Annotated in this window: 16 protein-coding genes and 1 pseudogene; 8 read left to right on the top strand and 9 right to left on the bottom strand. The window is 50.3% G+C overall.

Annotated elements, in window-relative coordinates; all coding sequences use genetic code 11:
* Nucleotides 1–12 precede the first annotated feature (12 nt).
* From L6472_RS02295 to L6472_RS02305, 3 genes are read right to left on the bottom strand one after another with little or no spacing between them, the layout of a single operon-like run.
* The gene (locus L6472_RS02295) at nucleotides 13–612 is read right to left on the bottom strand and encodes a DUF4290 domain-containing protein (RefSeq protein WP_237806804.1); all 600 of its coding nucleotides are present in this window, start codon (nucleotides 610–612) and stop codon (nucleotides 13–15) included.
* 3 nt (nucleotides 613–615) lie between these two features.
* Nucleotides 616–1,305, bottom strand: a complete 690-nt coding sequence (gene tsaB, locus L6472_RS02300; RefSeq protein ID WP_237806806.1) for a tRNA (adenosine(37)-N6)-threonylcarbamoyltransferase complex dimerization subunit type 1 TsaB — start codon at nucleotides 1,303–1,305, stop codon at nucleotides 616–618.
* Nucleotides 1,306–1,338: 33 nt separating this feature from the next.
* Nucleotides 1,339–2,409 carry a glycoside hydrolase family 43 protein gene (locus L6472_RS02305; protein ID WP_237806807.1) on the bottom strand — a complete coding sequence of 357 codons (1,071 nt, stop codon included), beginning with the start codon at nucleotides 2,407–2,409 and terminating at the stop codon, nucleotides 1,339–1,341.
* A 177-nt stretch (nucleotides 2,410–2,586) separates the two neighbouring features.
* Here L6472_RS02305 and L6472_RS02310 point away from each other — a divergent pair, with 177 nt between their 5' ends.
* On the top strand, nucleotides 2,587–4,542 hold the full coding sequence (locus L6472_RS02310; protein ID WP_237806809.1) for a family 43 glycosylhydrolase: 1,956 nt from the start codon (nucleotides 2,587–2,589) through the stop codon (nucleotides 4,540–4,542).
* Between the two features lie 430 nt (nucleotides 4,543–4,972).
* Here the strand turns inward: L6472_RS02310 and L6472_RS02315 are convergent, their stop codons facing one another.
* On the bottom strand, nucleotides 4,973–5,971 hold the full coding sequence (locus L6472_RS02315) for a family 43 glycosylhydrolase (RefSeq protein WP_237806811.1): 999 nt from the start codon (nucleotides 5,969–5,971) through the stop codon (nucleotides 4,973–4,975).
* 209 nt (nucleotides 5,972–6,180) lie between these two features.
* Here L6472_RS02315 and L6472_RS02320 point away from each other — a divergent pair, with 209 nt between their 5' ends.
* Nucleotides 6,181–6,594 carry a hypothetical protein gene (locus tag L6472_RS02320; RefSeq protein WP_237806813.1) on the top strand — a complete coding sequence of 138 codons (414 nt, stop codon included), beginning with the start codon at nucleotides 6,181–6,183 and terminating at the stop codon, nucleotides 6,592–6,594.
* A 213-nt stretch (nucleotides 6,595–6,807) separates the two neighbouring features.
* On the opposite strand, the gene L6472_RS02325 is transcribed toward L6472_RS02320, so the two are convergent.
* Both L6472_RS02325 and L6472_RS02330 read right to left on the bottom strand, forming a co-directional pair.
* A complete protein-coding gene (locus tag L6472_RS02325; protein ID WP_370640904.1) occupies nucleotides 6,808–7,743 on the bottom strand; it encodes an IS3 family transposase in 936 nt (311 codons plus the stop codon).
* Nucleotides 7,725–8,081 carry a transposase gene (locus L6472_RS02330; protein ID WP_237804691.1) on the bottom strand — a complete coding sequence of 119 codons (357 nt, stop codon included), beginning with the start codon at nucleotides 8,079–8,081 and terminating at the stop codon, nucleotides 7,725–7,727. The genes L6472_RS02325 and L6472_RS02330 overlap by 19 nt, the downstream gene beginning before the upstream one ends.
* A gap of 30 nt (nucleotides 8,082–8,111) precedes the next feature.
* Here L6472_RS02330 and L6472_RS02335 point away from each other — a divergent pair, with 30 nt between their 5' ends.
* The 6 genes and pseudogenes from L6472_RS02335 (at nucleotide 8,112) to L6472_RS02360 (ending at nucleotide 19,871) form a co-directional block, all read left to right on the top strand.
* Nucleotides 8,112–8,753, top strand: coding sequence for a sensor histidine kinase KdpD (locus L6472_RS02335; protein WP_237806815.1), 642 nt, complete (start codon nucleotides 8,112–8,114; stop codon nucleotides 8,751–8,753).
* Nucleotides 8,750–10,030, top strand: coding sequence for an NCS2 family permease (locus L6472_RS02340; RefSeq protein ID WP_237806817.1), 1,281 nt, complete (start codon nucleotides 8,750–8,752; stop codon nucleotides 10,028–10,030). Before L6472_RS02335 ends, L6472_RS02340 begins: the two co-directional genes overlap by 4 nt.
* A gap of 64 nt (nucleotides 10,031–10,094) precedes the next feature.
* Nucleotides 10,095–10,238 (top strand): annotated as a pseudogene (locus L6472_RS02345) (IS982 family transposase); the annotation flags it as partial.
* Between the two features lie 275 nt (nucleotides 10,239–10,513).
* Nucleotides 10,514–11,926 (top strand): hypothetical protein, encoded by a 1,413-nt coding sequence (locus tag L6472_RS02350; protein ID WP_237806819.1) that lies wholly within the window; start codon nucleotides 10,514–10,516, stop codon nucleotides 11,924–11,926.
* Between the two features lie 25 nt (nucleotides 11,927–11,951).
* The gene (locus L6472_RS02355; protein WP_237806821.1) at nucleotides 11,952–18,368 is read left to right on the top strand and encodes an MBG domain-containing protein; all 6,417 of its coding nucleotides are present in this window, start codon (nucleotides 11,952–11,954) and stop codon (nucleotides 18,366–18,368) included.
* A 63-nt stretch (nucleotides 18,369–18,431) separates the two neighbouring features.
* Nucleotides 18,432–19,871: an OmpA family protein gene (locus L6472_RS02360; protein WP_237806823.1), complete on the top strand. Its 1,440-nt coding sequence runs from the start codon at nucleotides 18,432–18,434 to the stop codon at nucleotides 19,869–19,871.
* A gap of 141 nt (nucleotides 19,872–20,012) precedes the next feature.
* Here the strand turns inward: L6472_RS02360 and L6472_RS02365 are convergent, their stop codons facing one another.
* The 3 genes from L6472_RS02365 to purL are packed head-to-tail and all read right to left on the bottom strand — an operon-like array spanning nucleotide 20,013 to nucleotide 24,869.
* The gene (locus tag L6472_RS02365; protein WP_237806826.1) at nucleotides 20,013–20,588 is read right to left on the bottom strand and encodes a chromate transporter; all 576 of its coding nucleotides are present in this window, start codon (nucleotides 20,586–20,588) and stop codon (nucleotides 20,013–20,015) included.
* 2 nt (nucleotides 20,589–20,590) lie between these two features.
* Nucleotides 20,591–21,127: a chromate transporter gene (locus L6472_RS02370; RefSeq protein WP_370640905.1), complete on the bottom strand. Its 537-nt coding sequence runs from the start codon at nucleotides 21,125–21,127 to the stop codon at nucleotides 20,591–20,593.
* Between the two features lie 31 nt (nucleotides 21,128–21,158).
* Complete coding sequence (purL, locus tag L6472_RS02375; protein ID WP_237806828.1) at nucleotides 21,159–24,869, bottom strand: phosphoribosylformylglycinamidine synthase; 3,711 nt, start codon at nucleotides 24,867–24,869, stop codon at nucleotides 21,159–21,161.
* Between the last annotated feature and the right edge of the window lie 26 nt (nucleotides 24,870–24,895).

The following is a 24,895-nucleotide window of genomic DNA, read 5'->3' on the forward strand; positions in this document are numbered from 1 at the left end:
GCGGGGGCTATTTTACTTTTTTCTCTTGTTATTACGCTTGGGCTCTTCGTTGAACTTCACGGGGTTGAAGGTGAAGTTTGACAGATCGATTTGGATGACACCGTCGGTGAAACGAGCTAAGTCGTCGGCCACTTTCTCGTTGTCCATCGAACCTCGTCCCCACAGGGCAAGGTCTCGCTTCATCTGGTAGGCGGTCAGACGCGTGAGCTCATCACGCTTCTCGCCTGGCTCCATGGTCTTCAATTTCTCAAAGAGTTCTTCAACCAAATGTCCATAATGGCGTAGGTGAGCGTGCTCTTGTGGGATGGCCATGGGCTTTGGCTTGGCATTGATAACATCTGCATTGCTGATATCGAAGGGCCAGTCAATGTCCAGCTGTTTGTGGCTCATCAGATAGAGATGGTCCCAGAGTGCCTGCTTGTAGTCTGCATTGTCGCGAATGTGGGGAATTTTTGTTTCCATCAAACGGACGATGGTCTTTGCACAGCGAAGACGTTCCTCTCGTGTGGGGAGCGTTACGGCGTGGTCCACCATTTTTTGAATCTCCCGACCATATTCCGGAAGTAACAATGGTTCTCGTTGTGTGTTATAATCCAATCCTTTTATTTCCATATTCTAAATCAACTTTGATGGCATTTTGGCTACGTAGTCCTTTAGATAGAAAGGCACAAAATAGGCCACATCTTCTACTTGTCCACTCAGCAAACGGCGTTCAGCCAAAGGTTGCATCCATTTGGCCAATGGCTCAATGCCATCGATATAATGTGCATTGGGGTGCTGTATGACATCCATACATTTCTTGGCGCCATTGCCAAAGAAATAGATAGGCTGCTTGTCTAGATACTCACGATAGGTGTCTGCATCGACAATGTCGGCACGAATTTCGCGAACGGGCTTCAGTGCTCGGTCGTAGAGTCCGGCATAGACCTCCATGCGGCGTGCGTCAAGCATCGGACAGAGAATAGCATTCTCGGGAACCAGTTCTCTCAGCAACACGGGCACACATAGCAGTTCGAGGGTCGGAACAGCTATTAACTGAAGGTTCCGGCCATAACAGATACCTTTAGCCATTGAGACACCGATGCGCAGGCCGGTATATGAGCCTGGACCGCAACTTACGGCAACGGCGTCAAATGGAATGGCATGATTGTCGGTGAACGAGAGTGCTTCGTCAATCATGGTGCCCAGTCGCTCAGCATGGTTGGGACCGGAATGGTCGTCCTGCTGGAAAATGACATGTGAGTCTTCGCTCACAGCTACAGAGCAAACGTCAGTGCTTGTTTCAATATGTAGTATGCATGACATAGTATTCTTGTTGTCTTGCTTTTATAGGGTTTGTTATTTCTTGTTTTGTGCGTCTGACCACTTCTTCAGGCGCTTATATTCCTTTTTCGTCAGTCGCATGAATGAACCATGCTGAGGAGCTGTGACACCTTCAATATCTACCGGTTCACGGAAGTTGCGCAGGTTCTCGTCGGCCTTGCAGATGCGATAATGTTTGGGTCTGTCGCTATATTGGATATAAGCCACGCGCCAAGACTTGTCGCCAATCAGTTGAAAGGCGCTTGAGCCTTCGCACTTCTTCTTCCCTTCAAACGATACGTAGTCGTCTTCTACGGGTTCACCCCATCCGTGGGTCAGATGTCTTGAAGTGGCAGTATAGATGCCAGGCTTGCCACCTTCTTTCTTGATCAGCATGTGGTAGAGCCCGTCTGGCAGCAGGTTGATATCGGCATCAATGGTGGCATATCCCCAGTCGAACAATAGCTTGGGCTGCGTCAGCTTGGTAAACGACTTGTCGGCATAGCTATAATACATTCGGTCGTATGCTTCTTCGGCTCGGTTCCACATGGAGTAATAGATGAAGTAGCCACCTTTTTCTCCATTCTCCCATGTGTAGTCGGGATCCCAGAAAATCTGTGGTGCCCATACGCGATTAATGGTGCTCCAATCTTTATAGACGCTGCAGGCATTGGCATCAGAGAAGATGCTGGTGCCTTTGCGATAGTCAAAGGTGACGCTGGTCCAGTGGGTCAGGTCGTCACTTTTCAGCAAATCGATGCCATAGTTGTCCCACACATGGCTTTTGGCAACACACATATCGGTGGTCACCATCACGAAGCCTTTGCCGTCATAGCTGCGTGTGATGTAGGCATCGCGCTGACCACCCTCAATGCGAGCATGTACTTTAGGATCCATGATGGCCTTTCCGTCCAACAGATCCTCGTAGTGATAACCGTCTCGGCTCAGGGCGTATGCCGTGAACTCACCTTGGTCACTCATGTGACAATACAGGTAACCATAGTTGCCTTTTTGGATATTCTGGGCGTTGGCAGACGAAGTTTCAATGATCAATATAGCAATGATACTTAGTATGTTGCAGAATCTATTCCAGTTTCTTACATCCATTTTAAGCAGTCTTTAATATCTTCTTCTATAACTTTGCTGCAAAAATACACATTTTCTATCGAATAGCCAAAGAATAGTTCGAAAACCTTTTGCTGTCTCATTCTTTTTCAGTACCTTTGCCTACTGAATGATAAACTGATTCACTAAAACGAATTCAAACTAACTATCATAAACAATATGAATACTGCAAAATCTCTATTGACGGCCTTTCTTATGGTCGCATCAGTGTGTACGACGTCGGCTGTGGATAAGAAACAGCCTGTGGCGCTGGAACCACAGGACCCCAATGAGATGGTGTCCTATCTGTTCACCTACTTTAATAGTAACGACCCCAAGGACGAGCAAATATGTTATGCTTTGAGTGACGATGGCTATAACTATACGCCGCTGAACGATGGTATGCCAGTTATCGAAAGCGATACCATCGCACTGACTCAATGTGTGCGTGATCCCCATATTCTGCGCGGAGAGGATGGCAAGACGTTTTATATGGTGGTCACCGATATGCGCTCATCGTTGGGGTGGAGCAGCAACCGTGGTATGGTGTTGCTGAAGTCAACAGACCTTGTCAACTGGCAACACTCCACCATCAACTTCCCGACACGTTATACCAAGAAATGGAAGAACGTCATTCGCGTGTGGGCACCTGAGACTATCTACGACCGTCAAGCCGGCAAGTATATGGTGTTCTATTCGCTTCGTACCAGCGATCCTGGCTCTTACGATCGGATCTATTATCAGTATGCTAACAAGGACTTTACCGATTTGGAGGGCGAACCTCAGTGGTTGTTTGATGCGGGCAATGCCACTATTGATGGTGATATTGTCTATAACGATGCCGACCAGATGTATCATCTCTTCTATAAGCAGGAGTCGGGTAGGGGAATCTACCAAGCTGTTGCCAAGAACCTAACTGACAAGTGGCAGATGGTTGGCGGCAATGTAGAGCAGACCAAGGAGAGCGTGGAAGGCGTCGGCGTTTGCAAGGCCATCGATGGCAAGTCGTGGATTATCATGTACGACTGTTATGGCAATGGGCATTATCAGTTCTGCAAGTCGGAAGACCTGAAGACTTTTAAGTTTGTGCAGAATACGGAGATGCGTGGTAAGTTTACCCCACGTCATGGAACCATTATACCAATCACTCGTGCCGAGAAAGAGCGCCTTCTGAAGGCATTCCCCAATCACAAGCAACCCATCCTCAGTGGTTTTCATGCAGATCCCGAAGTGCTCTATTCCAACAAGACCAAGAAGTATTACATCTATAGCACCACCGATGGAACCCCTGGTTGGGGCGGCCACGACTTCAGTGTTTTTTCTTCCGACAATCTGATCGACTGGAAAGATGAAGGAAAGATGCTTGATGTGAAGGGCGATCAAGTCAAATGGGCCACTGGCAATGCTTGGGCACCATGTATCATTGAAAAGAAAGGCAAGTACTACTTTTATTTCTCTGCTCATAACCCTAAGACCAATCGCAAGGAAATTGGTGTGGCCGTGAGCGACAGTCCAACAGGTCCGTTCGTGGATAGCGGAGCACCAATCATCACCGATAATGATCGTCCTCGTGAGGCTCGTGGAGGACAGGCCATCGATGTTGATGTGTTTAAAGATCCCAAGAGTGGCAAGTACTACCTGTACTGGGGCAATGGCTTTATGGCTGGTGCAGAGTTGAATGACGACATGCTCTCAGTGAAGAAAGAGACCATCACCCACATGACACCTCAGGGGGGCAACCTTCAGACATGGGCTTTCCGCGAGGGTGCTTATGTGTTCTATCGCAAAGGTAACTATTACTTCATGTGGAGTGTTGACGATACTGGCTCGCCCAATTACCATGTGTGTTATGGCACCAGCAAGTCACCCCTCGGTCCTATCAGCATCGATGAACAGAACTATTTGGTCATCAAACAGAAACCCGAGGATAAGATTTATGGCACCGCCCATAACTCGGTGTTGCAGATTCCCGGAAAAGACGAGTGGTACATTGTTTACCACCGCATTAATAAAAACTACGTAAATCATGAGCCGGGCATTCATCGTGAGGTTTGCATAGACCGCCTGACATTCGATAAAAAGGGGCGTATTATTCCGGTCATTCCGACATTAGATGGACCAGCACCTTTGAAATAAAAGAAAAGAGAAAGGATTCTGTTGCGGCAGGATCCTTTCTCTTTTCTTGTGTTTTTAGGCTCAGTGTTGCAATTGCATAGGTTTCGCGATGCTCCCCGAGTCTTGAATTGGCATTTCCAGAGTCTGAAGAGGGCCGTTTTTAAAGTCTAAAAGCACGTGTTCTAAAGTCTAAAAGAGGCGTTTCTGAAGTCTAAAACTGAAGCTTTCATTTCTGGTCTAGCCCCTGGATGCTCTACATCCAGCCCTTAGAACGACCGCATCCAGGGGCTAAAACGACCCGTTCCAGGGGCTGGATGCGCCACATCTAGGGGCTGGACGGACATCAAAAGTAAAGCTCTTACAACGCAAAAGCGACACTATAACAAGACGAAAGCAGCACTATAACGCAGCTTTCTGAGACCTTTTCATTTTTCGCTTGAGCCGTGTTTTATTAATCTATGTAGGGCCATTGGTCTTCAGACCATTTGATGAGGCGTTGTATGAGGATGGCGCCACCATTATATTTCTTGGCATATCCGTGACACACGAACCAACTTTCTCCGTTCCAGTCGTAGGCGGCACAGTGACCAGCAGCCTCAAACTCTTTTTGGTCTCCTTCGAAAAACAGGCATCCCCCACCTTCCAGCATCTTGCGACCTTGCTTATCGACGTAAGGGCCTGCCACGTCTTTCGAACGTCCCACAGCCACACGGTAGTTGCTCTTTGAACCGCGACAGCAGTAGTCCCAAGACACAAAGAGGTAATAGAAGTCACCATGTTTTAGTATGAACGGAGCCTCAATGGCATTGCGGCCGGCAAACTTTGATGTGGGATTCTCTGCAGCCTTTGGGTCGTTGGGCAAATAACGACGTGCAATGGTCTTTGGTTTTGAGGCCAAGTGCATGGTCGTGTCAAGTTTTGCTATTTGAATACCATCCCAAAACGAGCCCCATGTCATCCAAGGTTGGTCGTTGTCATCGATGACAAAGTTTGGGTCAATCGCATTCCATTGGTCTCTTTTTGCTTTTGAGGTGACGATGCAGCCGCGGTCTTCCCATTTCCCGTTCAGCGCTTTTGCCGACATCAGACCGATTGCTGAGTTGTTCTTTCCGAAAGTTGAGCAACTGTAAGCCAGCCACCATTGTCCGTGCCATTTGATAACATCGGGGGCCCACACATGGTTCTTGAATCCCGGCACCGAGTCGTGTGTCCAGGCAGGAAGGTTTTCGATGTAAGGGCTGGCTTGTACGGTCCATGTCTTACGGTCTCGAGATGTTGCCCACTGCACACCGATGCCTGTAGAGAGCATGTAGAATGTACCGTTCTCGTATGCCATTACTGGGTCGTGTGCCATGATGGTGTCACTTGAAAAAGCCATGCGACGTGGACGTTGTGCTTCGGTGGTCGCACAAGATGCAGCGATACAAAGTAATACTAGTAATTTTTTCATTTGCTTTTGTAGCTTGGTTTCAGATGATTGTTTTGATAGTTAATTAACGAATTCGTTTGCAAATATACGCTTATTAGAGCGGAAATGCGATAAAAATGTTCGTCTGTTAGTGTATTTTAACCACTTTATGCTCATTTTACTCTTTTTTTCTTTGTAATGGACTTGTTTTTTCGTATCTTTGCCAAGCAATAGAACTAAATGATAGAGGTATGAAATTATTCAAGGTGTCGGTTTATGTCTTTACATCCCTGACATTGCTCTTTATCTCTATGCCCGTTTGGGCAGATGCAGTGCAAGTCGATTCTTTAACCACACTCAATGAACTAAGGGCACAAAACGAGTTACTTCAACAGCGTTCGCGATTCACAACCGGAGGCTTAGCCATGATTTTAGGTATTACCGCTATGTTGGTATTTCTTGTAATCAACAATCGCTGGAACCATAGACTGGAGATTAAAAACAGACAGTTGGAACGAGAGCGCAACGTGGTCGTGGCTCAGAATAAGCAGTTGGCAGTAGAGCGCGATCGTGCAGAACAGGCGTTGAGCGTCAAGACGTCTTTCATTCAGAATATGACCCATGAAATTCGTACCCCCTTGAATGCAATAAGTGTCTTTTCCTGATTTTGGTTGACAGTTTATTGCTTTTTTCCTGATGTAGTTGACAGTCGATTTCCTGAATTAGTTGACAATTTACTAGAAACGTTGACACCTTTACTGAAAAGGTTGTCTTTTTCCTGAAACTGTTGACAACTATGAAAAACACTGCGGTGGTTTGCCAAGCGGCTGGAGGCGCAAAGCCTCCAAAGAGTGCCCTCCAGCATTCCGCCTGCAAAGTTATGGATTAATCTGCAGATTCTGTTCATTCTTGCGATATATTTTATTCTTCCACATCTTTTTCTGTTCACCAGTCTGTTCGTGAACAGCATTTGGAGTCTGCATGCCGATGCTGTAGTGAGGACGCCTGCTGTTATAGAAATCAACAAAGCGCTTTATCTGCTCAAGAGCCTCTTCATACGTTGCGAATCGCCTTTCCTGACGATAGACGCTCTCGTACTTGATTGTTTCGTTCACACGCTCTGCAATGCCGTTATCAGTAGGTTTGTAGTCCTCTGTCATGGATATTAATATGTTATGTTTTAGCAATTCTTCCACATACGAATCGCAGCAGTACTGTACACCTCGGTCAGAGTGGTGAATGAGTCCGGAGAGGTCGCCACCGCCAGCCTGTTCTATAGCCATGCGGAGAGCCTTGAGCGTAAATGCAGATGAGAGAGATTCTGCCAGATACCAGCCAACAATCTTCTTTGAATAGGCATCCGTTACGAGATGCAGATAGCAGCATCCGCTCTTGAGTTCAATGTAAGTAATATCGCTCACCCAGAGCTGGTTGGGTGCTGTAGGAATGAATCCTTTAATAAGATTCTTCCATTTGTGGTATCGATGGTTGGAGTTCGTTGTAGAGCGGCTTTTGCGAGGCTTCTGCATCAGTTTGTGGCGACGAAGTAAATTCATAAATTTATCGCGCCCAGGCATCCAACCCGTATTAAACATTACACCAAGCATCAACCAGAGTTTTACTCCTCCAATCCCTGGATCAATCTCACGTATCTCACGTACAGCATCAAGAATATGAATCTCACGGGCCAACCGTTCCGTTTCATCCGTCTTCTTCTTGTAATAGGCCTGCCTGCTTCGGCCAAGCAGATCACAGGCAGCAGTTACCGTCAGGCCATGCTGCCTATGAAGTTCTTCTACTGCTTGGCCCCAGATTTTTTTCTGATATCAATTCCGTTCTTTTCGGCTACGTCAATCAGAGTGTTCAGGGCCAGATTCTGCAACTCCAGCTCGCGGACACGGGCTTCAAGTGCCAGTACCTCAGGAGATTTCTCCTCTTTCTTCTTACGTGCCATATCTTCAAGCGCTTTGGTATCCGCCTGCAAAGATACAACTTTTTTTGAATGTCGATATCTCTTAACCCAAGTTCTTATCGTATGTGGGTTAACATTGTAGTACTCGGCCAGCTCTTCTGCGCTGTTGTCGCCACTTAAAAATACTGAGACAATCTCGTCTCTTTTCTCCTTTGGAGTCCTTTGATACGTTCTTTTCATAAGTTTAACACATTTATTAAGTTCCTAAATGTGTCAACCTATATCAGTATAAGACAAAGTGGTTTCTGTCAGGTGTTAGCGACTCCAGATATAGACATTCCCCAGGAAGAACGATTCGAACTTAGTACTCGGATACAAGAGAACACCCGGCAGCTCACAACGATTCTTGACGATCTGATTATGATTTCCGACTTAGAGAGTAACTGCTCAACACCACCCCTTGAGGAATGCCCTGCTGTATCTATAGTCGAGTTCGCTGCTGATGCCTTTCGGCTATTGGTTCCTTCCACGTTGACATTCAAGACAGAAAGTCATGTGGATGCCGACTTGGTTGTCAAGACAAATCCACACATGATTAATACCATTCTTCAGAAGTTGCTAAGCAATGCCGTGAAGTTTACCAGCCAGGGGAGTATCACCCTTTCTCTCTATAGCTCTGACACGCAAATATGTATTTCTGTCATGGATACAGGTCCTGGTATTCCTGCAGAAAAGAAAGATTTTGTGTTTGAACGATTTACTAAACTGGATAGTTTTGTTCCCGGTACGGGTCTTGGCCTCTCTATCGCACGGTTGATAGCAGAGCGCATCAATGCCACCCTGACCCTTGATACCACTTATGTTAAAGGGGCAAAGTTCGATCTTGTTATACCCATCCATTTCGCCGTATGAAAGAAAAATTTCTTGCTTTGATGGGCTTTTCTGTTCATCGCCATAACCTCAGGACCGAGATTGTTTCAGGTCTGACAACGTTTACTACCATGGTTTATATCTTGGCGTTGTTGCCTGCCATGACCGAGCCATTGCGAAAGGTTGGTTTTCCCGTAGAAGCCGTGTTGACAGCCTCTATTTTGGCAACCGTCATAGGCACGTTGCTGATGGCTTTTCTGGCTAAACGTCCTTTCGGGCAGGCTCCAGGTCTCACGCTCAACATCTTCTTTATTCAGACAGTTTGCCTGTCGTTAGGCTATCCTTGGCAGTTCGCTCTGACAGCCGTTCTTATCGAAGGCCTTCTGTTTGTGTTGCTTTGCATCGGAAATCTTCGTCAGCTTATCTTCGAGCTTGTGCCATCATCTTTGAAGTATGCCATAGCTGCAGGCATTGGCTTCTTCATTGCCATGTTGGGCTTCAAGAGCAGTGGCATGCTGGCCGATGGCACCATCTTTAACCATTTAGAGACGATGACTACACCGACCTCGATACTTTTTCTTATTGGTCTCTTGCTGACAGGACTGTTTGCCATTCTGCATATTAAGGGTGGGCTATTGCTCAGCATCATCTTTGTGACACTTATCGGCATCCCCTTGGGTGTGACCACAGTACCCAACGATGTGTTCTCAATGCCAGTATCACCAGCTCCCCTGTTTTGTCAGTTCTCTTTAGACTATCTTCTTCTTCCTGATCTCTGGGTCTGTGTGCTTATCATGCTGTTTTTCGATGTCTTTGACAGTTTAGGAACGATTGTCGGAATCATGGCGTGCACCGGACTGATGCGTAAGAATGGTCGTATTCCACATCTGCGATCAATCATGCTCAGCGATGCCCTGGCCACCATGACAGGAGCATGTTTAGGATGCAGCACCGTGACGACCTATGCTGAGAGTGCTACCGGGTTTGCCGAGGGTGGTCGTACGGGAGTTTCAGCTTTTGTCGTTGCGTTATGTTTTGCCGCCAGTCTTTTCCTTGCACCTGTTTTTCTGGCAATCCCTGCTGCCGCTACGGCTCCTGTCATGGTGATGGCAGGTCTCTATCTCTTTGGATCAGTGCGTCATATATCGCTGACCAATACAAAAGAGATGATGCCGGCCTTTCTCACCATTTTGCTCATGCCTGTCACTGGTAGCATCACCGATGGCATCATTGCAGGTCTCTTCTCCTATATTCTTTTGGCTTTCTTAGGCGGGCTTGCTAAACGCCTGTTCCGACGTCATTCTTTAGAGGCAGAATAAAGGCAGGTTTTAAAAAGGACCTTAAATAATTAAAGGTGGCTCCGTATGGGGCTACCTCGGCTACGTCTGCCAGATTGAGCTTACCAGACACCGCTCCATCAACAACATTGCCACCAACCTGTTCGCTGGGCTTATTGCCTACAACTTGCTGCCAAAGAAACCTGAAATGAACATAGAAATCATCGACAGAAGCAGACTTATTGCCTAAAACTTACGTCGAACTCACGTTTAGAATAATGCCGCCAAACGCTTTAAATGGCGTCGGAATAGGTTTCTTTGCGGGTTAAAAAAGGTTAAACTGTAGATTGTAATATAACAACGATGTTTAAAAAATATTATATTTGCAAAAAATCAGTTTCACTGACCTGAATAACAAAACATGATAAATAAAATGCCCAAATATAGGCAATGATAGTAGCATTTTGGGTTTCAGTTTGAATTGGTTTTACCTTAAATAGAAATTACACTAACAAAACAGCGATTATGAAAGTTTTTAAAAGATTCTTAATGACCTTGGCTCTCGCTGCCAGCGTTGGGCTTAGTTGGGGAGCACCTGCAAATGCCAAACTGCCGGGCAAGTTCTCGGTGAGTGCAACGCAGGTAGTTTATTTCTCGCGCGGCAACCTGCAATACACCCGCGAGAGTACCTCTGTGGACTGGAGCACCGGCACCTTCCGCCTCGCTACGAACCAGTATGACATGATTGAGACGAATGCCAACCCCTGGTCTACTGACAACTGCGGCGACAAGACGGTAATCGGTCTCTTCGGCTGGGGTACATGGGGCGAAGGCAAAACGCCGAATCTCACTACTAATGATCCGACCGCCTATACATGGAGCACGGATTTCACCGGTATGCTGGAAGGTTATAACGACTGGCGTACGCTGAGCAAGGACGAGTGGGTCTATCTGTTGGACACACGTGCCACGGGTGTGACGGTCAATGCTACCGCAGACGCACGCTATACGATGGCTACCATCAATACCGATGGCACACCGGTAACGGGACTCATCATCTTCCCCGATGCCTTTGCCGGTGCCGCAACAGCGGGTGTTACTTGGGGCACGATTAACGACAAAAGCGATTTCGCCACGACCTGTACCGCAGCCGGTTGGACGGCGTTGGAACAAGCGGGCTGTGTATTCCTGCCCGCGTGCGGACAGCGTTCTAAAATTAATGCGACAGCGAATGTTAGAACAGGCGGATGTGGCACTGACGTACTCTATTACACCTGCACGGTTTCTAGTGGGAGCAATATGGCACATAACATCTATTTTTCCAAAAGCGATGCACTTGCAAATGACGAAAGCGGTGTCCGTCAGGCTTTCGGCGTGCGCCTTGTGAGCAATAATGCTCCGGCAGCCGTCGTTGCCCCTATCGCCTACAACTATCCTACCACCTACAGCCTCTTCGGTATCCCCGAGGGATGGAGCGTCAAGGTGAACGACGAAGAGGTAGCCGTGGTCAACGGCGCTGTCAAGAATATTGCAGCCAACGACCGGTTCGACCTGCTGCCTACCAAACCCGAGGACGTGAAGCTGGTGGAGATAGTACCGTATCTCCTCGACCTCGCTACTGTAACTGACAGCGTGGTTTACATCCTGGACGGCGACAGCATCACCGGTACCGCTAACGGCAATATCTCAATTGTCATCGTGCCGGATGCAAAAGTCTATTTCAAGGACGTGAACCTGACGAACACGGCTAATCATCCCGCAGTCCTCTGCGGCGGCAATGCCGAGATAGTTGTCGTAGGTGAGAACACCATCACCTGTACTACGGAAGGCGCGTACGGCATCCGGGCTGCTGGAGCGGGTACGACACTGACCCTCAGCGGCGACAAGGCGCAACTCAGTGCCACCATCGACCCTAACGGCGGAACTGTTAACCAATAAGCATAATGAATAAATGATTACAGCTATGAGAAATAGATTTAAACAATTGATGCTTGTTGCGTTGATAGTCTTCGGCGCAACCGGCGCATGGGCACAGGTGACCCAAGGCCCATGGACGTACATGGACTACCGGACCGGTTGCTGTGGCAGAGACGATAACCCGGCGATATCTTTCAATGGTTTGAACAACAGCCACTGGGCAACCGTTGAAGGTCCCTGGTGCGATGGAGACGGTGTCGGTTTTACCGTCAAGAGCGGAAAAGCCAACAAGAACCAAAAGAACGGTGTCTTCTCCACCTATTACATCGATCAGACTTTGGAGTCCTACTCGCGTAGGGTGCTGACATGGACATTCGTCTTAGGCAGCCAATCCAAAAAACATTACTCCAACACCTGTCTCTACGGACTGCAAGGTACGTGGCAGGATATCAATGCACTCACGGTGGATTTCACGGAGGAATACTACAACAAAACGGGCTCCGACAAACTGTTAGCGCAGTTCCGGAACATCGCCCTGAACGATAAAGGAGTCTTTACGAGTAATTACGTGAAGACCTTTACTTTCGACAACAGCGGCAACGCCAGCTCCGCCACCAAGTCATGGTGCCTGCTGCTGACCCACGTGGTCAGCTCCGCAGACCCCGTGGACGGTATGCATGAGTGGGGCTCCTTCAGGCATGTCAGTGCGACATGGACAACCTACTACTACAAGTATGTGACCTTCAACGCCAACGGAGGCAGCGGCTCGATGAACAGGCAGACGGTGGAGAACAGCGCCAAACTGACCGCCAACGCCTTCAGCCGCACGGGTTATGCCTTCGACGGATGGGCTACTTCGACATCCGGTTCCAAAGCCTATGACAACCAAGGGGATATATCCGCTACATCGGGTAGCAAGGGTAATGTGACGCTCTATGCCCGCTGGAAAGCCAACACCTACACCGTGACGTTCAACCAGCAGAGTGGTACAGGCGGTTCGGGTTCGACAACGGCTACCTATGCTGCAGCCATGCCGAAAATCACTGTTCCGAACCGCACGGGTTATACCTTCCAAGGGTATTATACCGAGGCGAACGGTAAGGGTACGAAATACTACAACGCCAACGGTACCTCTGCCAAGAACTGGGACAAGATCGCTGCAACGACACTTTATGCCTACTGGACAGCCAATACCTACACCGTGACGCTGAACCAGCAGAGCGGAACGGGCGGTTCGGGTTCTACCACGGCTACCTATGCTGCGGCAATGCCGAAAATCACCGTTCCTACTCGTTCAAGTTATACCTTCGGCGGTTACTACACCGAGGCAAAGGGCAAAGGTACGAAATACTACAACGCCAACGGCACTTCTGCCAAGAACTGGGACAAGACTGCTGCTACTACGCTCTATGCCTACTGGGCACCGGTACCATACGCCATCACCTATAACCTTGAAGGCGGTACGGATACCGGCAACCCGACAAGTTATAATATCGAGACGGAGACCTTTACGCTCAAGGCTCCCGTGCGCGAGGATTATACCTTCCTCGGCTGGACGGGCTCCAACGGCGAGGAGGTGCAACTGACAGTCACGATTGCCAAGGGCTCAACGGAGGGAAAGAGCTATACTGCCCACTGGGAAGCCAACGACGCTATCCTTCAGGAACTCCATACCGCCCTCGGCGAGAAAGCTTGGACGGGTTACGGCGTCAACACCGGCGTCATCAGCTACAGCCGCGGTGACGAGCCGAAAGAGTTCCGCGCTACCATCATGGGCGGTACTTATACCTTCGATATCCCCTTCCGCGATGTCAACTCTATCACCAAGACTCTCAACACCGACGGCTCTGCTACCTATACGCTGAATGTTTCCCTGCCTGCCCAGACCGGTATGGCGTCCGAGACGCTGCGCGTCACCCTCAAAGACGGTGAGATAACCGGCATGGAGAGCGAGAACGCAGGACTGGAGATGAGCAAAGAGGGTGCCGAGATAACCGACTGGGCTGCGCTCCAGACGGCTATCAACAACGGCGGTGTCATCAAGCTGACTGCCGACATCACGGCGACACCCGCTGATGCGGCGCTCACCGTGCCCGCCGGCAAGACCGTCGTGCTCGACCTCAACGGATTTACTATCAACCGCGCCATGACAGCCCCTGCTGCCAATGGTAGCGTGATTGTCAATAACGGTACACTCGCTATCCAGACCACCAACGGCGGCAAGATCACCGGCGGTAAGACCACCGGCAACGGCGGCGGTATCCTCAACAACGGTGTGCTGACCCTCTACGGAGGTGAGATCACCGGCAACAAGGCATCCGGCATGGGCGGCGGCGTATATAACGCTGCGGCAGCACCGGCAGGCTTCTGGATGACTGGAGGACTCATCGACGGCAATACCGCCGGCAGTTTCGCAGCCATCGGAGGCGATGTGACCTTCAGCAACATGGCTATCGTTCAGGTGAACGCCACCGGTAGTACGGTCAGCAACACAACGGCTAAGACAGGTATGGTCAAATACGACTATATACAACCCGTCATGCCGGATATGGAGAAGTTCGGTATCCTCTCTGAACTCTATGCCGCCCTCGGCAACGAGACATGGACGGGCTACGGCGTCAATACCGGCGTCATCAGCTACAGCCGCGGCGACGAAGTGAACGAGTTCCGTGCTACCTTCATGGGTGGTAACTACACCTTGGATGTGCCCTTCGGCGACTTCACCGCAGCCTCCAAGGTGGAGAATGAGGACGGCAGTTTCACCTATACGCTCGAACTGCCCCTCCCGGCTTACACCGGACTGAGCTCCGAAACTGTCAAAATCACCATCAAAGACGGTGAGATAACTGGTCTCCAGAGCGAGAACGCCGGGCTGGATATGAACAAAGAGGCGGGTGAGATCACCGGCTGGGCTGCCCTGCAGGCGGCTGTCAACAATGGCGGCGTCATCAAACTGACCACCGACGTGACGGCTACCTCTACGGATGCGGCGCTGACCGTTCCTGCCGGCAAGACCGTTGTGATCGACCTCAACGGACACACGCTCAACCGCACCCTGACAACCCCCACTGCCAACGGTAGCGTGATCATCAATAACGGTACGCTCGCCATCATGGACAATGCCGGCAACGGTAAGATCACCGGCGGTAACACCCTCAGCATTGGCGGTGGTGTGCTCAACAACGGTGCCTTCACTCTCTACGGAGGCGAGATTACCGGCAACAAGGCATCCGACGCGGGCGGCGGCGTATATAACACAGCGGCAGAACTGCCCGGAGGCTTCTGGATGACTGGAGGTCTGATTGACGGGAACACTGCTTCCGTCAGCGCAGCCATCGGCGGTAAAGTGATCTTCAACAAACAGGCAGCCGTTCAGGTAAATGCTGACGGTACTGTTGTTGATATCAACACGGCGGCAGCCAATATGATGTCCTATTCTTACATACGTCCGGCACTGCCGAGTGTTGACCAGATGATGACTACGCCCGCGCAGCAGGCTTCCGGTGCATGGCAAGCCTACATGCCTGCCGGCAATCGTATGCTCCGCGTTACCTACAAGGACGAGCCTAAACTGGCTTGGGTGGATAAGGACAAACAGCCTGTCACCGCTATCACCGGCTATCACGGATTCCAGTCCTTGGTTGCTATCCCGAACATCAAAGCATCGAATAAATTCTTTGAGGCAGTTATGGCAGGCACTTCCGTACTGGAGGCTTTCTCCTCGAATCAGGATGTAGTGAGCGTAGTCGGTATCGGCAGCTTCTCTATCAATGGGGTTGGTGAGGCAGACTTGGCGGCTATCCACCGCAACGATGCGGACTTCAAGTACGACTCCGTTGCCTTCCATGTAACAGTGCTTGCGCCGGATACCTTGAAACTGAAGACCAACAACGCCGAGTGGGGTACCGTAGCAGCGGTGACACCGCTGACCGATAGTATCCATGTCGGTGAAGACAACAAGTTCTTCGCTGTGCCGGGTGCGGTAATGAAAGTACAGGCTGCTCCGGCGAAAGGATTCCACCTCCGTAACTGGAGCAACGGTGCAGCCGTAGATGCTACGCTCCGCGCTAACGTGCAGGTACAGGGCAACACCGACCTGTTAGCGTTCTTTGCTCCGGACACCGTGCTGGCTGTTGTAACCAAAGAGCCGCAAATCTTCGACACCCTGATGTACAACGGCGCACCACAGACAATTCTGGCTAACGGTACGGCTATTGGTGGTCAATTCAAGTACTCGACCGACAGCGTAGAGTGGTCCACCGAGTTGCCGCAAATCAAGGATGCTGGCACGCACGACATCTTCTATTATGTCGATTCTACTGACGTACTGCACCGCTGTCTGCCAGTACAGAAGGCGAAGGTGACCATCGCCAAGGCTCCGCTGACCATCACCGCAGAGAATAAGACCGTCATCTACGGCAATGCAGCACCGGGCTTCAGCGTATCGTACAACGGTCTGAAGGGCGAAGACCTGCCTGCTGACGTGCTGATGGGCGAACTGGCATACGCGTGCGACTATGCTGTCGGCAGCAACGTAGGTCCTTACACCATCACTCCGAGCGGACAGACATCGACCAACTACGAGATCACCTATGTCAACGGTACACTCAACGTCCTCAAAGCCGCTCCGTCCTTCACCGTTCCGACAGCGAACACGCTGACCTATAACGGCGAAAGCCAGACTCTGGTAACCACGGGTGATAGCAACGACGGAACGCTGGCATACACGCTGGACCCGAATGACGATGAGAACTGGGTGGCATACAGCCCGTACGCCAAGGAAGCCGGTACATACAATATCTACTACAAGCTCATCGGCGACGGCAACCATACGGACTCCATTGCTCCGGAACCAGTAGCAGTGACCATCGCCAAGGCGGCACTGACTATTACCGCGGACGGCAAGTCCGTCACCTACACCGACCCCGTACCAGCTTACACGGTTACTTATGCCGGCTGGCAGGGCGAGGATAACGAGGATGTGCTCACCGGCGAAATCGCTTATGCGTGCGAATATACCCCGACAGCCAATGCGGGCGAGTACGACATTGTTCCGTCTGGCGTCAGCAACCCGAACTACGACATCACCTTCGTCAACGGAAAGGTAACGGTAAGCAAGGCGGCACTGACCATCACTGCCGATAACAAAGAGATTATCTACGGCGACGAGGCTCCCGACTACACCGCTGTGTTCGAGGGCTGGAAGAACGAGGAAGATGAGACCGTTCTGAATAAGATAGGTTATACCTGCGCTTACGAGCAAGGAAGCTCTGTCGGCACCTATTCCATCACTCCGGTTGCCGAGGCTCAGAACTACGACATCACCATCGTGCCTGCAACACTGACGGTCAACAAGGCTACGGTCAAAGTATCAGGTGCCGAGGCACAGGTGGCAAAGATTGCCGATGGCAACACCACGGCTGTGGTACTGAATGCCGGCGAGCTGGAGGGCATCAAGCTCAGCGATGCCATCGCTCACAACACCACCGCCACGTTCTCAGACGCTACGGTAGGTGAGAACAAGACCATCACGCTCTCCTACGAGCTGACGGGCGACGCTGCACTGCTCGCTAACTACGACTTGACCCCGACCAGCGAAACCTTCACCACCGGAGGTGTCATCATCGAAGGCTTTGTCCCTGCGGAGGAAGGGGATACTGAGAAAAAAGATATGAAGATTCAAGAGGGTATCGAGGTCTATGCCTATGGCTATTGCGACGGCAGCGGATACAGCATCCCCTATCACCTCAAGAGCGGCAACCCTGACCAGTACAAGATTGAATATGAGGACAGCCGTTTCACTGACGTGGACTGGACGCCGCTACCCACAACCGGCAAGGACGGAACAATCTTCGTAGATATCCCAGTGGATCTGCCTACAGGTGACTACACCATGACGGTTCAATTCCGTGACAGCCGCTTCACGTGGCTTGAGAGCAAGGCACTTAACGTATCTTTCCACGTCAACCTGCCGGAAACCTATGTCAGACCGTTGTTCAGTAATACAATTGTCCTCGTTGATACCGACAGGTGCTTCACAGACATTCAGTGGTATCACCGCAACAACAGCTCTGAGGCATGGAAACCCATACCAGGTGCCACTGGTCACTACTATCGTCCGGAGAACGGTGCTAAGCTGGAAGGCGAGTATTTCGTCAGCGCAAAGATGAACGGCGAACCCACCTACACATGCGCTCAGTACGATATGGAGACACTCTACGGCGAACCCACACAGACGGCAAAGGTACGTGCTTACCCGAACCCCGTTGTCAACTCCACAACAATCACCGTCGAAGGCTTTGATAAGTATGAACATGACCTGCGTATTGTCAATCTCAAGGGCATAGAGATGGCAAGGAAATGCTTCCAGGGCAACGAGGTAACCATAGACATGAGCAGCTACCCAGGCGGTAACTACTTGTTCTATGTGGACGGCATCGTTGTCAAGGTGATAAAAAAATAAAACACAGAAGAAAATCGTGTTTTGTAGATGATGTTCAAAATAGCAACTAGAAATATTAATAATATGCGAACAAAATATTTTCTTACCATCATTGCTGCTGCATTGGCTGTCACAGCCAATGCACAGCAGAGCCTTCATGACAACTATGTAGGCGCTTCGGTCGGAGGTGGTCTCAATACGATGCTCTACGAGACTGCTCACGGTCATCAGGACTTGGGTATGGGAATCGGTGCAGGCTTGTTCTATGGCCGGTTCTTCAACAAAACCATCGGACTGGGTTTAGGCCTGCAGTACAACAGGGCAAACGCTTATACTACCTACAACTGGAAAGAGGTGACCAACGGTCTCATCCACCCCGACAACCCCAACACGACGTATAACCTGATGACGGGGTTCGACAACTTTAAGGAACGCCAGAGCATTGGCTATCTCTCCATTCCCGTTGAGGTGCTGTTTCGCAAAGCGCTCAACAGTCGTCTAAGCATGATTGGCGGCGTGGGTATGGCACTTGACTTTCCGCTGAAGGGCAAGTATGTGGCAAAAAGTGGTTCGTATTCTACGACGGGTGTCTTTCCTGAGATAACTGATGATGTCTTCCACGACATGCCCGAACATGGGTTCAGCACCTACACCACTACGCAGGGTGCCAAGTTCAATAACTACAGCAAGGTGGGCGCCTCGGTTATTGGAGACATCGGTGCCCGCATGGCGCTCAACGACAACCTTGGGCTCTATGTTGGTATTTACGCTGGCTATGGGGTCACCAACCTGCTGAGTGACGATAAGCAAGAAATTATGCTCTCTATCAATGATACGGATCCTTCTGTCATTGATTACCGCGGTACGTTCGACAGTAGAGAGTGCAGCAAGGTCAACCTGCTACGCTGCGGCCTGAAGGTGGCTATAGACTTTGGATGGTCAGGCAGAAGCGGCAAGGCTGCAAAGGACAAGGTACAAACTGTTTCGCTTGATGATGAGCTGCGCATCGCTGCTGAAAAGGCACGTCAGGACAGCATTGCCAATGCTAGGGCTAAGGCTGAATCAGAGCGGCTGGCCCGTGAAAAGGCTCTGCGCGACAGATTGGCTGCCGAGAAAGCGGCACAAGAGGCAGAGGCGGCTAAGATGGCTGCAGAGAAGGCACGTGTCGAAGCTCTCAAGAAGAAGGTGGAATTGGTCAACGTGCACTTTGATATTGCTGGAACAGACATGCACTTCCAGGAGGGCGAGCAGCTTATAGTGGATGATATATGCCGCGTCATGGCGAAAGATCCTTCGATGAAGATTGTCATCACAGGTCATACTGACAATACGGGCAGTGCGAAGAAGAACCGGCGCGTATGGGGTATGAAGCGTGCTGAGGCTCTCCGAGACTATATGGTGGACAAGGGTGTGCCTGCCAGTCAGATTCGCTGCGAATCGAAGGGCGAGACAGAGCCTGTGGCAGACAATGCGACTCGTCAAGGACGTGCCCTCAACCGTCGTGCCAACATCCGCTTTGAATAAGTAACTGGGAAACGTTTGACGCGGAACGGTCTCTGATAAAGAGAGCAAGCGATTACTAAGAAAAAAACTGCGATGGCATGTCGCAGTTTTTTTCTTACCTGTATGTGAGAGAATCTCTATTAAAAGAAAAAGAAAGGTTGACTAATATAGCAGCAGGAGTCCGGCAAATCCGCTCATCACAATCATTTTGATGGGGTTTACCTTGAAGAACATGGTGCCAACGAAGGTGGCAACAAACAGCATGACGCTGATGACAAACTGCCACATGTTCTCATCGGGTGTAGAGAAATTGTCTTTTGTACACAAAAGTAGTGTTGCTGCGGCCAACAAACCTACTACGGCGGGGCGTAGTCCTGTGAAGATTGATTGTACGCTGTTGGTCTTCATGTATTTCATAAACATCTTGCTGATGAGTATCATCAGAACGAACGAAGGCAGCATCAGTGCAAATGTTGCTGTGGCAGAACCAAGCACAGACATTCCTATGCCGTAGCCCGCATTGTGACAGGCTGTGTAGCCACAATAAGTGGCAGAGTTGATGCCAATAGGCCCGGGTGTCATTTGACTGACAGCCACGATGTCTGTAAACTGAGATGTTGTCATCCAGCCCCAGTGATGCACCACTTCGCTTTGAATCAGCGACAGCATGCCATAGCCTCCTCCGAAGCCGAAGAGACCAATCTTAAAGAATGTAATAAATAGATAAAGGTATATCATTATTAAATTGTCGGTTTGATATATTTTCCATAGCACCATCCGCAAATGCCTGCAGCCAGGATGATATAGATGGGCGAAACACCCAATAGCCAGATGAGCAATGCACCTCCAAGGGGTATCCAACAGTTAGCCCATGACACGTGGGCGCTCTTGGCGAGATTAAATGTGGGCACGGCGATGAGTGCCACCACTGCCGGACGGATGCCACGGAAGATTGAAGCTACGATGGGATTGTCTTGAAACTCGTGGAAGAACATGGCGATGCCCAGGATGATCAGGAACGAGGGTAGGGCTGTTCCAATAGCAGTCGCTGCGGCACCACGCAGTTTGCGCAGTTTATAGCCAATAAAAATACTCGTGTTAATAGCAAACACGCCTGGACAACTCTGGGCAATGGCAATGATGTCAAGGAACTCCTCTTTTGTCACCCATTGCTTCTTGTTCACCACCTCTTCCTCTATTAAAGGTATCATGGCATATCCACCCCCGAGGGTGAATATGCCAATCTTAAAGAAGGTCTTAAATGATTCTAAATATATGTTCACTTCAGTGCGGTCTGTTATTCACTTATCACTTATGTTCCTCCACCCACTTGCGTGCATTCACGAAGGCTTCAATCCATGGGGTCACCTCGTCGTTGCGACGGTCGGCGGGATACCAGGCATTCTGCCAAGGGAATACGGCACGCTCCAAGTGAGGCATCATGCACAGATGACGACCATCCTCCGAGCAGATACCTGCTACGTTATAGTCAGAGCCGTTAGGATTAGCGGGATAGCCAGCATAGTTGTACTTAGCAATCACGTTGTAGGCACTCTCTGCCTCGGGCAACTGGAACTTACCCTCTCCGTGAGCTACCCACAGACCGAGCTTGTTGCCGCTCAGCGAACCGAACATCACGCTGTTGTTCTGAGGTATGCTCAGGCTGATGAACTCACTCTCGAACTTGTGACTGTCGTTGTGCAGCATCTTAGCACCCTTAGCACCAGTCAAACCAAGCTCTACCATCAGCTGGCATCCGTTGCAGATACCCAGTGACAGGGTGTCCTTGCGGGCATAGAACTTATCCAGGGCTTCCTTAGCCTTGGGGTTGAAGAGGAAGGCACCAGCCCAACCCTTGGCCGAGCCAAGCACGTCGGAGTTAGAGAATCCACCGCAGAACACGATCATGTTGATGTCCTCGAGTGTCTCACGACCAGAAATCAGGTCGGTCATCATCACGTCCTTCACATCGAAGCCGGCCAGATAGAGACAGTATGCCATCTCGCGCTCACCGTTGGTACCCTTCTCACGGATAATGGCAGCCTTGACACCAGTCATCTCACGACGGTCGGCAGAGATACCATATTGAGCCAACTTACCAGTGAAGTCCTTGTTAAACTTCATCTCGACAGGCTGCTTCTTATAGTTCTCGAAACGCTCCTTGGCCTTGCCATTGAAGCTCTGCTTGCGGTCGAGCAGATATGATGTCTTGTACCATGTGTCACGGAGTGCGTCGATGTCGAAGGTCAGCTCCTCATCACCGGCCTTCACCACGATGCTGCGGCTCTCAGGTACTGAGTAACCAATCTTGGCAAAGCCTACGCCCTGCTCTTCCATGAACTCAGCAAACTCCTGTTTGTGCTCATCGCTCACCTCGATAACCACACCTGGGTTCTCAGCGAAGAGTGCTTTTACGACATCACCGTTCTTGCAGATGTCGTGCAGGTTGATGTGCAGACCACCCTTTTGGTTGGCGAAGCACATCTCAAGCAGGGTGGTGATGAGACCACCGGCAGAGATGTCGTGACCAGCCATGATCCACCCCTTCTCGATAAGTTGCTGGACAGCCATGAAGGCATCAGCAAAGTACTCTGCATTCTTCACCGTAGGCACATCGTCGCCCACCTTGCCTAAACTCTGGGCAAAGGCAGAACCGCCCAGACGTTGTTCGTCGAACGAGAAGTCGATGTGATAGAGTGATGCGTTCTTATCATTAACTAATACAGGTGATACCACCTTCTTGATATCAGAAACCTCACCGCCGGCACTGACGATGACCGTGCCCGGAGAGATGATCTTTTCGCCGTTAGGATACTGCTGACTCAAAGACAGCGAGTCCTTACCCGTAGGTACGTTGATGTGCAGTTCGCAGCAGAAATCGCTCAATGCCTTCACACCAGCATACAGACGGGCATCCTCTCCCTCCTGAGAGCGACATGGCCACATCCAGTTGGCTGAGAGACTCAAAGAGTCCATACCCTCTGCCAGAGGAGCCCATACAATATTGGTGAGTGCCTCGGCAACCGACAGTACAGAACCGGCAGCGGGATTAGCCAGACCAGCCTGAGGGGCATGACCGAGAGCGGTAGCGATACCCTTCACACCACGATAGTCGAGGGCTACCACACCACAGTCGCTCAATGGCAACTGAATCTCACCCTGACACTGCTGACGGGCAATCTTGCCTGTTACAGAACGGTCCACCTTGTTGGTCAACCAGTCCTTACATGCCACAGCCTCCAGCTGGAGCACGCGGTCGAGGTATTCGTTAATCTTATCCTGACTGTAGGTCACGTCGTCGTAGTGGCGCTCTACAGTGTTATCTTTCATGATGGTCTTGGGCGAGTGACCAAACATCTGAGCCACGTCGAGGTCGAAAGGCTTCACACCATCGCCCTGTTTGAACGAGAAGTGAGCATCGCCAGTGGTCTCACCAACCACATACAGTGGCGCACGCTCGCGCTCAGCAATCTTACGTACATGTTCGATGTGCTTTTCATCAATGAGCAAGCCCATGCGCTCCTGACTCTCGTTGGCAATAATCTCCTTTGAACTCAAGGTCTTGTCACCAATAGGCAGTTTGGTCATGTCAATCTCACCACCACACTCCTCAACGAGTTCTGACAAGCAGTTCAAGTGACCGGCCGAACCATGGTCGTGGATACTTACAACGGGGTTCACATCCTCCTCACAGAGTGCACGCACCAGGTTGTAGGCACGCTTCTGCATCTCAGGGTTGGCACGCTGCACGGCGTTCAGCTCGATGCCATTGCTGTAGCGACCTGTATCTACAGACGATACAGAACCGCCACCAAGACCGATGCGGTAGTTGTCACCACCTACAACGACCACCTTGTTACCCTTCTGAGGTTCTTTCTTCAGACAGTCGCGCTTAGTGCCGTAACCCACGCCGCCAGCCAGCATGATCACCTTGTCGTAGGCATACTTGGTGTCGTTGGGTTCCTGATGCTCGAAGGTCAGTACAGAACCGCAGATCAGTGGCTGACCGAACTTGTTGCCGAAGTCAGAAGCACCATTCGAAGCCTTGATCAGGATCTGCTCAGGTGTCTGATACAACCACTGACGAACAGGGATAATGTTCTCCCAGTCACGAGTCAGCTGGTCGTCGTCGGTCAAACGGGGATAGGCAGTCATATACACTGCCGTACCAGCGATAGGCCATGAACCTACACCACCACCCATACGGTCGCGGATCTCACCACCCGTACCAGTAGCAGCACCATTGAATGGCTCAACGGTTGTGGGGAAGTTGTGGGTCTCGGCCTTCAGCGAGATCACACTCTCTATATCCTTCACCTGGAAGTAGTCGCTGGTGCTCTGGTCCTTTGGTGCGAACTGCTCTACGACGGGACCCTGTGCGAAAGCCACATTGTCTTTGTAGGCAGAGAGAATCTTGTTGGGGTTCTCCTGTGTCGTCTTCTTGATCATGGCGAAGAGCGAACTCTCCATCTCCTTGCCGTCGATGATAAACGTACCGCCGAAAATCTTATGACGGCAGTGCTCAGAGTTGATCTGGGCGAAACCGAAAATCTCAGAGTCGGTCAGTGGACGGCCGTTTTGCTTCTCCAGTCCGTGCAGATAGTCGATCTCCTCGGGTGAGAGAGCCAGGCCCTCTTGCTCGTTGTATTCCTCCAGATTATCTACATACTTGATGGGCTCTGGCTGAATGTTGATAGTGAAGATTTCTTGATTCAGTCCTTCATACATGCGCTGCAGCATTTCGTCGTGCTCAGCATCTTTCGAATCGACAGCGAAGTACTCTTCTATACGAGAAATGCCGCTGAGTCCCATGTTCTGAGTAATCTCAACAGCATTTGTTGACCAAGGGGTCACCATTTCGCGACGTGGACCGACGAAGAATCCTTCCATCGTCTGGGCATCAACAGGCTCGGCATTGCCGTAAAGCCAACAAAGTTCCTGTACTTCTGCTTGATTGAGCTGATGATCCACTTCGGTGGCTATCACGCTCTTAGCGGGGGTTTTGAAGAAAAGAATCATAATTTCTTATTAACCTTATTAATATA

It is taken from the genome of Prevotella sp. E13-17 (genome assembly GCF_022024035.1).
In the GTDB taxonomy this organism is placed as follows: Bacteria; Bacteroidota; Bacteroidia; order Bacteroidales; family Bacteroidaceae; genus Prevotella.